We start from the raw sequence: 11,313 nt of genomic DNA on the forward strand, positions 1-11,313 counted from the left end.
AAGCGGGGCGCGCAGTTTACCGCAAAGGATCGGCGCCTGTAGCCGGCCCACTTCGGTCGATGACCGGTGCGTGCAGCGCCATCAACTCGATGACCCAGTCGATGAACACCCGCAGCTTGGCACTGACGTGGCGGTTCGGCGGGTAGGCGAGGTACATCGGCATCGGCTCGAACCGCCAGCCCTCGAAAACCGCGACCAGCTCGCCGCGCTGCAGGTGCTCGCGCGACATGTAGTTCGGCAACCAAAGCACGCCCAGCCCTGCCAACCCGGCTGCCAGGTAGGCATTGCCATCGTCGAGCGCCAGCACGTAGCGCCCCTCCACGTCCAGGCTTTCGCCATCGCGGTGCATGAGGTAGGAAAACAGCTTGCCGCCCCGCGCCCGCTTGAAACCGACGATGCGATGGTGACTATCGGCAAGTTCCTGCGGGTGCACGGGAGTGCCGCAGCGCTGCAGGTAACTGGGAGCCGCATAGACACCCGATTGCAGGTCGCCGACACGGCGCGCCATCAGTGACTGATCGGTGATCTCGCCGCCACGGATCACGCAGTCGACGTTCTCACCCAGCAGATCGACGAGACGGTCGCTCACCCCGAGATCGAGCTGGATATCCGGGTAGCGTGCATGGAAGGCTGGCAACGCCGGCACCAGGATCATCCGCGCGAACGGGCTGGGCACGTCCACCCGCAGCCGCCCACGGGGCATGCTGGTGGCGTTCGAGAGGCTGGTTTCGGCGTCGTCCATATCGGCCAGCAGACGCACCACCCGCTCGTAATAGGCGGCGCCGTCGGCAGTGACGTTGACCCTGCGCGTGGTGCGGTTCAGCAGCCGTACCCGCAGCCGCGCCTCGAGCTGCTGCACAAGCTGCGTGACGCTGGCCTTGCTCATGTGCAGCGTGTCCGCCGCCTTGGTGAAGCTGCCAGCCTCCACAACACGGGAGAAGGCCCTCATCGCATCGAATCGATCCATGTTGTCAGCCAGTGATTGTTTGGATTTCCCAAACAGTGTTGATCGAACAGGCCGGTTTATCCAGCAGGTCGGCACTCCTAGAGTGAGCCCATCACTGCAACGGGGCCAATGCCCACAGGAACCGACATGACTACTCGCGACGTGGTTTTCCCCGCAGGCCGCCAGGCCCTCTATGAACGCAACCGCTATTCACCGGCCGTACGCTCCAATGGTTTACTATTCGTATCCGGCCAGGTCGGCAGCCACCCCGACGGCTCCCCCGAGGCGGATCTGAAAGCTCAGGTTCGCCTGGCGTTCGACAACCTCAACGCGGTTCTCGCCGCCGCAGGCTGCACCTTCGATGACGTGGTCGACGTGACGGTATTCATCGTCAACCCTGAAGAACGCTTCGAGACCATCTGGGAGGTCGTTGCAGAATACTGGGGCGAGGCACCGCATCCGAACATCACCTGCGTGGGCGTGACCTGGCTGTACGGCTTCCAGTTCGAGATCAAGGTGATCGCCAAGCTGCCAACGGCCTGACCGACGGCCCTGCACGCGGCAACGGGGGTGGACGGTCAGGCGCTTGCCGCGGCGGTGTGTGATACACTTTGCGGCAGCCAGAAGCTGCCGATCCGCCACAGCAGCCCCTACCGGAGCCGAGATTTTCGATGCCCGATACCGCCTCGCCCAAACCCGTTGCCAGCGGCGACAAATTCCGTACCGCGCAGGGTATTACCGCGATCAAGGACGGCCAGAAACGCCGTGCCTCGACTGAAGCCAAGGTCTATGAGCCCAAGCCGAGCTGGTTGCGCGTCAAGGCGCCGGGCGGCAGCCGTTTCGAAGCGGTCAAGCGTAACGTCGGCGAGCACCGCCTGAGCACCGTCTGCCAGGAGTCCCACTGCCCGAACATGGGCGAGTGCTGGTCCAACGGTACGGCGACGATCATGCTGATGGGTTCGGTGTGCACCCGCGCCTGCCGCTTCTGCGCGGTGGACACCGGCAACCCCAACGGCTGGCTGGACAAGGAAGAGCCGCAGAACACCGCCAAGTCGGTGGAGCTGATGGCGCTGCGTTACATCGTGCTGACCTCGGTGGATCGCGATGACCTGCCAGACGGCGGCGCCGCGCACTACGCCGCCTGCGTACAGGCGATCAAGGCCAATACGCCACACGTGGTGGTGGAAGCGCTGACGCCCGACTTCGACGGCGACCTGCCGTCCATCGAGCGCGTGGTGGACTCCGGCCTCGAGGTGTTCGCCCAGAACGTCGAGACAGTCAATCGCCTGACCCGCGAAGTACGCGACCCTCGCGCCGGCTACCGGAAGACGCTCGATGTGCTGGCCCACGCCAAGCGCCATCGTCCGGACGTGCTCACCAAGACCAGCCTGATGCTCGGCCTGGGCGAGACCGACGATGAAGTGTTCGAGGCGATGGAAGATATGCGTGCCGTGGGCGTGGATATCCTCACCCTTGGCCAGTACCTGCAGCCGACACGCAATCACCTGCCGGTCAAGCGCTGGGTCAGCCCGGATGAGTTCAACCGCTTCCGCGAGATCGGCCTGCGCATGGGTTTCATGGAAGTGGCGGCCGGTCCGCTGGTACGCTCCAGCTATCGGGCGGACAAGGTATTCGAGAAGAACAATCTGGGCCTGGCAGCGCCCGTGCCGGTACCTGGCCAGCAGATCGACAGCAGCCTGATTCCCGCACTCAACGTGAATTGATGCAAAGGCTTATGCCTTCCCGCCAGGCGCCCCGGTCTACGCGGGCGTCAGTTGGGGCACTGCAGCGGATGGCCGCCAGAGCGACCCCGACCAATGTCAGTCGGTAACCCGGGTTACACAGACGAGTCTGGCGATACCCCGCAAATCTCTGCGACGATGGGGCAGGCCTGTTATTCCCCATACCCCAGGCGCTGACGAAGCGCCTTTTCGAGGCGCTGGGCGACCTCGCCGAGTACCGGTGGCGTTGCCACCCGATCCCTGAGCTGGGTCATCTTCAAACCGGCATAACCGCACGGGTTGATACGCTGGAAAGGCAGCATGTCCATGTCTACGTTGAGCGCCAGGCCGTGGAATGAGCAGCCACGGCGCACACGCAGCCCCAGCGAAGCGATCTTGTCGCCATTGACGTACACGCCTGGCGCATCTGCCTTTGGCGCCGCCTCGACGCCATAGCTCGCCAGAACGTCGACCAGCGTCTGCTCCATGGCACTGACCAACTCCCGCACGCCCAGATCCAGACGACGCAGATCCAGCATCAGGTAAGCCACCAGTTGGCCTGGCCCGTGGTAAGTCACCTGGCCACCGCGCTCCACCTGAACCACCGGAATGTCACCGGGCGCCAGCAGGTGTTCGGGCTTGCCGGCCTGGCCCTGAGTGAACACCTGCGGATGCTGCAACAGCCAGATCTCGTCGGGTGTGGCCTCGTCGCGCTCGGCGGTCAGCGTGCGCATAGCCTCCAGGGTCGGCAAGTAATCCACCAGCCCCAGATGCCGCACGACAAGGTCGGCTGCGGCCACTACAGCACCATTTGCACGCGACCGGTGGCACGCAGGTCAACGTGGATCGCTTCGAGCTGCTCGACGCCAGTGGCGGTAATCAGCACCTGCACGGAAACGAAGCGGCCCTTGCTGCTATCGCGACGGACCAGTGTGCCGGCATCCAGGTCCGGTGCATGGCGCTGGATCACTTCGATCACCATGTCAGCAAAACCGTCGCCGGCCTCGCCGATCACCTTGATCGGGTAGTTCTTGCAGGGAAATTCGATTTTTGGAGGTTGTACGTCGGTATCGGTCATGGCAGTTACTGCGGGCTTTTCGCCTGTCCAGTGCAAGACGCCCTCAGGTCGAGGGCGTCCGTGATTTTAAAGCCAGATTAGAACCTGTTCATGATATTGCGAACTGGAGCCCTGTGCAGGGCCGGGGCGCTCCCCAAAAACAAGCGAGGAAACGGAGTTGCTTTCATGCACTCGCATTACTCGCTTCGCTCGCTCCTTCGGAGCAGCCCTGAAGGGCATTGGCTGCAAGTGGCCTTCCGAGCGGGCTGGCGACCCAGCTCGTTCAGGGCCGACGCTCAGCAAGTCATGGGCTGGTTCTCAGTTGAACAATCCGTAGAAGAACAAGCGAATGCTATCCCACAGCTGGCGGAAGAAACCACCCTCCTCGACGGCTTCCAGGGCCACCAGATCGGCACTGTGCACCACCTGATCGCCCATCTTCACCTCGACCTTGCCGATCACATCGCCCTGAGCGATGGGAGCGGTGATCTGCGGGTTGAGGGTCATGCTGGCCTGCAACTTCTCCAGCTGGCCTTTCGGCAGGGTCAGGGTCAGATCCTGGGCCAGCCCGGCCTTGACCTGGGAAGTCTGGCCTTTCCAGACCTGTGCCTGGGCCAATTCGGCGCCCTTCTGGTAGAAGGTGCGGGTTTCGAAGAAGCGGAAACCATAGGTCAGCAGCTTCTGGGTTTCAGCGGCCCGGGCGCTCTCGCTGTCGGTACCGAACACCGAGGTGATCATCCGTGCACCATCACGCACCGCAGAGGCGACCAGGCAAAAGCCGGCTTCCTGGGTATGGCCGGTCTTCAGGCCGTCGACGGTACGGTCGCGCCACAGCAGCAGGTTGCGGTTGGGCTGCTTGATGTTGTTCCAGAGGAACTCCTTCTGCGAGTAGATGGCATAGTGCTCGGCATCCTCGTTGATGATCGCACGGGCCAGAATCGCCATGTCGTGGGCACTGGAATAGTGCTCTGGATTCGGCAGGCCGGTGGCGTTCATGAAGTGGCTGTTCTTCATGCCCAGGCGCTCGGCGGTCGCGTTCATCATGTCGGCGAACGCATCTTCACTGCCGGCGATGTGCTCGGCGATGGCGATGCTGGCGTCGTTGCCGGACTGAATGATCACGCCGTGCAGCAGGTCACCGACCGTGGCCTGGCTGTTCACCGGCAGGAACATGGTGGACCCGCCCGATGCGGCACCACCGGTGCGCCAGGCATGCTCGCTGATGGTGACCATGTCCTGCTCGGCGATCTTGCCGTTGCGGATCTCGAGGGTGGCGATGTAGGCAGTCATCAGCTTGGTCAGGCTGGCAGGCGGCAAGCGCTCGTCGCCATTGTTCTCGACCAGGATGTTGCCACTGGCACCATCCATCAGCACATAGGACTTGGCTGCCAGCTGCGGCGGAGCCGGCAGCGGCGCCTGGTTGGCCCAGGCACCCGAGGTGCCGAGCAGCATAAGTGACAGGAAGATGCGTTGCGCGAAACTGGTGATTTTCATCCGTCTCTCTAGATCGCTGATGGTCGAACAGGCCCTTGCGGGCGGCTATTAACTGCCATCGCCGCGCGCTGGCGGCGATTCACTGCTTAGTCAGGCGGCTGGCCGATTAGTTGCCAGCATCGATGGGCTGCGCCCTTCAGTCCGCCTTGACCAGGGTCGCTTGCCCGAGGTTGGCGACGCGAATGCTGTCACGCACCCGGTCAGCCTCGCCCTGGCTGTTGATCGGGCCCAGCCGCACGCGGTGCAGTATCTGCTGGTTGCGCACCACCGAGTTGATGAATACCGGCGCACTCACTGACTCGCTCAGCTTGGCCTTGAGAAGTTCCGCAGCGTCGGGATTGGCGAAGGCTCCCACTTGGAGATACAGGCCAGAGGCTGCGGCTGAAGCGTTTTTTTTTGAGTCGATCTGCACCGGCAGGGTGGCGGCGGCGTGCTGCTGAGTGGGCGGCGAATACTGCTCCACCGGGGCGCTGGCTATCTGCAATTGGGCGGCCTGGGCGGGCTGGACCTTGGCCATCTGCGGCTGCGCCATCACCATGGGCACCGGACGGCCCTGCTGGGCCCACCACTCGGTGGGGTCGATACCCTCGACGCGAACCTGGGCGGTGCCCTTCTCGGCGTAGCCTAGCTTCTTGGCCGCCGCGAAAGACAGGTCGATGATGCGGTCGGAGTAGAACGGGCCGCGATCGTTGACCCGCAGGATCACCGTCTTGCCGTTTTCCAGGTTGGTCACCCGCACGTAGCTGGGCAGCGGCAGGGTCTTGTGCGCGGCGGTCATGCCATACAGGTCGTAGGCCTCACCGTTGGCGGTGGCCTGGCCATGGAACTTGGTCCCGTACCAGGAGGCCGGGCCGGTGGCCTTGTAGCGGCGGGCATCGGAGAGCGGGTAGTACTGCTTGCCGAAGACCACATATGGGCTGGCTTTCACCGGGCCGTAGTGCGGCATGGGGATGGCGTCCTGGATCTTCGAGACATCGACGTCCCACCAGGGCGCGCCGTCCCTGTGCGGGCGGTTGAAGTCGCTCGGCCCGGAAGCCGACCCGGCTGAAGACTGCGCCGGCGCCGAAGCTGTCGGCGCACGGCTGGACGAGCAGCTCGCCAAGGTCAGCGCGATGATGCCGCATACGGCCAGTTTGAACGGCAACCCCGTCATTGATTGGCACCTCGGGCCTGAACCAGCAACTCGGACAACTGACTGACCGCCATGGCATACATCACGCTGCGGTTGTAGCGGGTAATGACGTAGAAGTTCGGCTGGCCGATCCAGTATTCGGCGCCCTGCGCACCGTCGAGGCGAAACGCGGTGACCGGCAGGTCGTCGGCCAGTACATCATTGCTCGACCAGCCCAGCGCGCGCAGCTCGCCTACGTTCTTTTCCGGATCGAGGCCGGCGCTCAGGCCCTGCTCGGCCTGCTCGCCCTCGACAGTGGCAAGACTGGCCACCGGCTGCCCCGGTTGCCAGTTGTGGCGCTTGAAATAGCTGGCCACGCTGCCGATGGCGTCGGTCGGATTGCTCCAGATGTTGATATGGCCGTCGCCATCGAAGTCCACCGCATAGGCGCGGAAACTGCTCGGCATGAATTGAGGAAGGCCCATGGCGCCAGCATAGGAGCCTTTCAGGCTGGCAGGATCGACCTGTTCCTCACGGGTCAACATGAGGAATTCGCGCAGCTCCTTGCGGAAGAAGGGCGCGCGGGGCGGGTAATCGAACGCCAGGGTGGACAGCGCATCGATCACCCGATAATTGCCCGTATTGCCACCGTACGAGGTTTCCACACCGATGATGGCGACGATGATCTCGGCGGGCACACCGTATTCCTTTTCCGCCCGCGCCAGGGCTTCGGCATGTTCGTTCCAGAACGCCACGCCCTTGCTGATACGGGCATCGGTGATGAAGATCGGCCGATACTCCTTCCAGGGCTTGACCCGCTCGGCTGGGCGCGAGATGGCGTCGAGGATGGCCTGCTTGCGTTCCACGGCGGTGAACAGCGTGCTCAGTTGCTCGCTGGCGAAACCATAATCACGGGTCATTTCACCGATGAACTCGCCGACTTGCGGCGAATTCGCGTATTCGTTGGCAGCCATCGCCTGTGGAGCCCCAAGCAGACCGGCAACCGCCAGCCATTGTGCATGTCGTGCGGCCCAGCCACGCAAAATCTGCATTGAATTCATAACCCCAATCAAGCCTGAGCAATCCACTTACGGTGCGTGTGGATGGACATCAGAATTCCGAAACCCGACAACAACGTAATCAATGACGTGCCGCCATAACTGATGAACGGCAGCGGCACACCCACCACCGGCAACAAACCACTGACCATGCCGATATTGATGAACACATAGACGAAGAAGGTCATGGTCAGACCACCGGCGAGCAGCTTACCGAACAGCGTCTGCGCTTGCACGGTAATCACCAGACCGCGTGCAATCAACAGAATGTACAAGAGCAGCAACAGACAGACACCAATCAGGCCGAATTCTTCGGCGAGAACGGCAATGATAAAGTCCGTATGGCTTTCCGGCAAAAAGTCCAGGTGCGACTGGGTGCCCAGCAGCCAGCCCTTGCCGAACACGCCTCCGGAGCCGATCGCCGCCTTCGACTGGATGATGTTCCAGCCTGCTCCCAGCGGATCGCTTTCCGGGTTGATGAAGGTCAGCACGCGGCGCTTCTGGTAGTCGTGCATGACGAAGAACCACATGGCCACGGCAATCGGCGCGATCGCCGCGACGGCACCGGCGATCCAGCGCCACTGCAGTCCGGCAATAAACAGTACGAAGGCACCGGAGGCGAGAATCAGCAGCGAGGTGCCGAGATCCGGCTGCAACAGGATCAGCACGAACGGTGTGACGACCAGCCCGAGGCTTACCGCGACATGCTTGAAGCTCGGCGGCAGCGTGCGCTTGGCCAGGTACCAGGCCATGGTCGCCGGCATCAGGATCTTCATGAATTCGGACGGCTGGAAGCGGATCACCCCAGGGATGTTGATCCACCGCGTGGCCCCCATGGCGTTGTGACCCATGACGTCCACCACCACCAGCAGGCCGACGCCACACAAGTAACCCAGCGGCACCCAGCGAGCCATGAAACGCGGTTCGAACTGGGCGATGACCACCATCGCCACCAGCCCGATGCCGAAGGAGCTGGCCTGCTTCATCAGCAGATCCAGGTTCTTGCCGCTGGCCGAATAAAGGACGAACAGGCTGCCGGTGGCGAGCAGCAACAACAGCAGCAAGAGAATGCCGTCGATGTGCAGGCGTTGCAGCAGGCTGGAGCGACGGCGCAGAACATCGTCAGTGGAAAGCGTGCGATCGAAGCTCGCGGTCAGGCTCATGGGTGCTTCACCTCTGCGTTGGACGGTGCCGCAGCACCTGGCGTGGCGTATTCAGCCTTGAGCTGGCCGTTCTCGTCGAGCAGCCAGGCGTCCATCACCTGCTTGACCACCGGCGCGCCGACGCCAGAGCCCGACTCGCCATTCTCGACCATCACCGCGACGACGATCTGCGGGTTGTCGGCCGGGGCGAAGCCGACGAACAGGGCGTGATCGCGATGACGCTCCTGCACCTTGCTGCGGTCGTACTTCTCGCCCTGCTTGATCGCCACCACCTGGGCCGTACCGCTCTTGCCGGCAATCCGGTAGGCGGCCGCATCGCCGACCTTACGCGCCGTACCCCGGGCCCCGTGCATCACCGCCTCCATGCCGAGACGCGCGTAATCCCAGGCTCTGGGATCGCGCAGCACGATATCCGGGATCGGGTCTTCGTCGTGAGGCAACTGGCCGTCGATGGTCTTGGCCAGGTGTGGACGGATCCACTTGCCCTTGGTCGCCACCAGTGCGGTGGCCTGGGCCAGTTGCAGGGGCGTGGCCTGCATGTAGCCTTGGCCGATCCCGAGGATCAGCGTCTCGCCCGGGTACCAGGGCTGGCGATAACGCGCCCGCTTCCACTCCCGTGACGGCATCAGGCCGGCGGTTTCCTCGAACATATCCAGGGACACTCGCTGACCGATGCCGAAACGGCTCATGTAGTCATGCAGTCGATCGATGCCCATCTTGTGGGCCAGGTCGTAGAAGTAGGTGTCGTTGGACCGCATGATCGCCATGTTCAGATCCACCCAGCCGTCGCCGGTACGGTTCCAGTTGCGATATTTGTGGCTGTTGTTGGCCAACTGGTAGAAGCCCGGGTCGAAGACCCGCGACGTCGGGGTGACCACCCCGGCATCCAGGCCAGCCACCGCCACCATCGGCTTGATGGTCGAACCCGGCGGGTACAGCCCGCGTAACACGCGGTTGTAGAGCGGTCGGTCGATGGAGTCGCGCAGCTCTGCATAAGCCTTGAAGCTGATCCCGGTGACGAAAGGGTTGGGGTCGAAGCTCGGCTGGCTGACCATGGCCAGCACTTCACCGGTGGCTGGCTGGATCGCCACCACCGAGCCGCGCCGGCCACCAAGCGCCTTTTCCGCCACTTCCTGCAGGTGCACGTCGAGGGTCAGGATCACATCCTTGCCAGGCAAGGGGTCGGTGCGGTTGAGCACACGCAGTACACGGCCGCGGGCGTTGGTCTCGACCTCCTCGTAGCCGACCTTGCCGTGCAACTGATCTTCATAGAAGCGCTCGATACCGGTCTTGCCGATATGGTGAGTACCGCTGTACTCGACCGGGTCGAGCTCCTTGAGCTCGCGTTCGTTGATGCGCCCCACGTAACCGACCGAGTGGGCGAAGTGCTCACGCTGCGGGTAGTGACGCACCAGTTGCGCCACCACCTCGACGCCGGGCAGGCGGAACTGGTTCACCGCCAGCCGGGCGATCTGTTCCTCGCTGAGTTCGAACAGCACGGGCACCGGTTCGAAAGGCCGACGGCCCTGGCGTACCCGTCGTTCGAACAGTTCGCGATCATCGGCGGTGAGCTGCAGAACCTCGACGATGACGTCCAGCACCTGCTCCCAGTCGCCCGCTCGCTCACGGGTCAGGCTCAGGCTGAAGCTGGGCCGGTTATCGGCGATGATCACCCCGTTGCGGTCGTAGATCAGCCCGCGATTGGGCGGAATCGGTTGCACGTGGATGCGGTTGTTTTCCGCCAGCGTGGAGTGGTACTCGTACTGGATCACCTGCAGGTAATACATGCGAGCGACCAGCAACAGGGTCAAGGCCAGAAAAGCCACGCCACCGACCAGCGCACGCTTACGAATGAGGCGTGCGTCCTTCTCGTGGTCTTTGAGGCGAATCGGCTGGGGCATCGGGGCTGTTGACTACTTGTGATAAGGGTGACCGGACAACACTGTCCAGGCACGATAGATCTGTTCGCCGACCAGTATCCGTACCAGCGGGTGCGGCAAGGTCAGGGGCGACAGCGACCAACGCTGCTCGCTGCGCGCCTGGACCTCCGGCGCCAGCCCCTCCGGGCCGCCGACCATGAGGTTGACGGTGCGTGAATCGAGACGCCACTTGTCCAGCTCGACCGCCAGTTGCTCGGTACTCCAGGGTCGCCCTTCGACTTCCAGGGTGACGATGCGTTCCCCCGGCTGCACCTTGGCCAGCATGGCTTCGCCCTCCTGGCGGATCATCCGCGCCACGTCGGCATTCTTGCCACGGGTGGTGAGGGGAATTTCCAGCAGTTCCAGGGACAGCTCGGACGGCATGCGCTTGGCATACTCCTGCCAGCCGTCTTCGACCCAGCGCGGCATGCGCGAACCGACGGCGATCAATTTGATGCGCACGACAGCCCTACCTCACTCGCGCTCGATACCTTGCTGCGCCCGGCTCTGCTCGGCGCCCTGCCACAGACGCTCCAGGTCGTAGAACTGGCGAGCGGTCGGCAGCATCACGTGGACGACGATATCGCCCAGGTCGAGCAGTGCCCATTCGCCGCTGTCCAGGCCTTCGCTGCCGATCGGCCGCACGCCCTGCTCCTTGGTCTTTTCCAGCACGTTGTCGACCAGCGACTTGACGTGGCGGCTGGAGGTGCCGCTGGCGATCACCATGTAATCGGTGATGCTGGTCTTCTCGCGCACATCGATGGTGATGATGTCCTGCGCCTTGATCTCTTCCAGTGCTGCGATGGCCACTTTGACCAGGTCTTCACTGTGCATGGTTTGCTTC

Annotated in this window: 12 protein-coding genes; 2 read left to right on the plus strand and 10 right to left on the minus strand. The window is 63.2% G+C overall.

What is annotated here, in order from left to right:
- Positions 1–16: 16 nt before the first annotated feature.
- Positions 17–967: a LysR family transcriptional regulator gene (locus BLR94_RS08895; RefSeq protein ID WP_084304395.1), complete on the minus strand. Its 951-nt coding sequence runs from the start codon at positions 965–967 to the stop codon at positions 17–19.
- Positions 968–1,093: 126 nt separating this feature from the next.
- On the opposite strand from BLR94_RS08895, the gene BLR94_RS08900 reads away from it, so the two are divergent.
- Entirely contained in the window at positions 1,094–1,489 is a 396-nt protein-coding gene (locus BLR94_RS08900; RefSeq protein ID WP_084304396.1) for a RidA family protein, read from the plus strand.
- Positions 1,490–1,617: 128 nt separating this feature from the next.
- Positions 1,618–2,670 carry a lipoyl synthase gene (lipA, locus tag BLR94_RS08905; RefSeq protein WP_084304397.1) on the plus strand — a complete coding sequence of 351 codons (1,053 nt, stop codon included), beginning with the start codon at positions 1,618–1,620 and terminating at the stop codon, positions 2,668–2,670.
- A 170-nt stretch (positions 2,671–2,840) separates the two neighbouring features.
- Here the strand turns inward: lipA and lipB are convergent, their stop codons facing one another.
- From lipB to rsfS, 9 genes are all read right to left on the minus strand, one after another.
- Positions 2,841–3,467, minus strand: coding sequence for a lipoyl(octanoyl) transferase LipB (lipB, locus tag BLR94_RS08910; RefSeq protein WP_084304398.1), 627 nt, complete (start codon positions 3,465–3,467; stop codon positions 2,841–2,843).
- Positions 3,467–3,745 (minus strand): DUF493 domain-containing protein, encoded by a 279-nt coding sequence (locus BLR94_RS08915; RefSeq protein ID WP_084304399.1) that lies wholly within the window; start codon positions 3,743–3,745, stop codon positions 3,467–3,469. The genes lipB and BLR94_RS08915 overlap by 1 nt, the downstream gene beginning before the upstream one ends.
- A gap of 297 nt (positions 3,746–4,042) precedes the next feature.
- Positions 4,043–5,218 carry a D-alanyl-D-alanine carboxypeptidase family protein gene (locus BLR94_RS08920; protein ID WP_084304400.1) on the minus strand — a complete coding sequence of 392 codons (1,176 nt, stop codon included), beginning with the start codon at positions 5,216–5,218 and terminating at the stop codon, positions 4,043–4,045.
- 136 nt (positions 5,219–5,354) lie between these two features.
- Positions 5,355–6,371: a septal ring lytic transglycosylase RlpA family protein gene (locus BLR94_RS08925; RefSeq protein ID WP_084304401.1), complete on the minus strand. Its 1,017-nt coding sequence runs from the start codon at positions 6,369–6,371 to the stop codon at positions 5,355–5,357.
- Positions 6,368–7,381, minus strand: coding sequence for a lytic murein transglycosylase B (gene mltB / locus BLR94_RS08930; protein WP_084304402.1), 1,014 nt, complete (start codon positions 7,379–7,381; stop codon positions 6,368–6,370). The genes BLR94_RS08925 and mltB overlap by 4 nt, the downstream gene beginning before the upstream one ends.
- A 17-nt stretch (positions 7,382–7,398) precedes the next feature.
- Positions 7,399–8,544 (minus strand): rod shape-determining protein RodA, encoded by a 1,146-nt coding sequence (rodA, locus tag BLR94_RS08935; protein WP_084304478.1) that lies wholly within the window; start codon positions 8,542–8,544, stop codon positions 7,399–7,401.
- 2 nt (positions 8,545–8,546) lie between these two features.
- Positions 8,547–10,451: a penicillin-binding protein 2 gene (gene mrdA, locus BLR94_RS08940; RefSeq protein ID WP_084304403.1), complete on the minus strand. Its 1,905-nt coding sequence runs from the start codon at positions 10,449–10,451 to the stop codon at positions 8,547–8,549.
- Between the two features lie 12 nt (positions 10,452–10,463).
- Complete coding sequence (rlmH, locus tag BLR94_RS08945; RefSeq protein ID WP_084304404.1) at positions 10,464–10,931, minus strand: 23S rRNA (pseudouridine(1915)-N(3))-methyltransferase RlmH; 468 nt, start codon at positions 10,929–10,931, stop codon at positions 10,464–10,466.
- 12 nt (positions 10,932–10,943) lie between these two features.
- Entirely contained in the window at positions 10,944–11,303 is a 360-nt protein-coding gene (rsfS, locus tag BLR94_RS08950) for a ribosome silencing factor (protein WP_084304479.1), read from the minus strand.
- Between the last annotated feature and the right edge of the window lie 10 nt (positions 11,304–11,313).

The sequence above is a fragment of the Phytopseudomonas flavescens genome (assembly GCF_900100535.1).
Classification (GTDB): domain Bacteria; phylum Pseudomonadota; class Gammaproteobacteria; order Pseudomonadales; family Pseudomonadaceae; genus Aquipseudomonas; species Aquipseudomonas flavescens.

What these genes read in the sequence shown, in the direction of transcription:
- rsfS (WP_084304479.1), bottom strand. Translation starts at nt 11,303, where the DNA reads ATGCACAGTGAAGACCTGGTCAAAGTGGCCATCGCAGCACTGGAAGAG.
- BLR94_RS08900 (WP_084304396.1), top strand. Translation starts at nt 1,094, where the DNA reads ATGACTACTCGCGACGTGGTTTTCCCCGCAGGCCGCCAGGCCCTCTAT.
- BLR94_RS08925 (WP_084304401.1), bottom strand. Translation starts at nt 6,371, where the DNA reads ATGACGGGGTTGCCGTTCAAACTGGCCGTATGCGGCATCATCGCGCTG.
- BLR94_RS08920 (WP_084304400.1), bottom strand. Translation starts at nt 5,218, where the DNA reads ATGAAAATCACCAGTTTCGCGCAACGCATCTTCCTGTCACTTATGCTG.
- mrdA (WP_084304403.1), bottom strand. Translation starts at nt 10,451, where the DNA reads ATGCCCCAGCCGATTCGCCTCAAAGACCACGAGAAGGACGCACGCCTC.
- BLR94_RS08895 (WP_084304395.1), bottom strand. Translation starts at nt 967, where the DNA reads ATGGATCGATTCGATGCGATGAGGGCCTTCTCCCGTGTTGTGGAGGCT.
- lipA (WP_084304397.1), top strand. Translation starts at nt 1,618, where the DNA reads ATGCCCGATACCGCCTCGCCCAAACCCGTTGCCAGCGGCGACAAATTC.
- mltB (WP_084304402.1), bottom strand. Translation starts at nt 7,381, where the DNA reads ATGCAGATTTTGCGTGGCTGGGCCGCACGACATGCACAATGGCTGGCG.
- BLR94_RS08915 (WP_084304399.1), bottom strand. Translation starts at nt 3,745, where the DNA reads ATGACCGATACCGACGTACAACCTCCAAAAATCGAATTTCCCTGCAAG.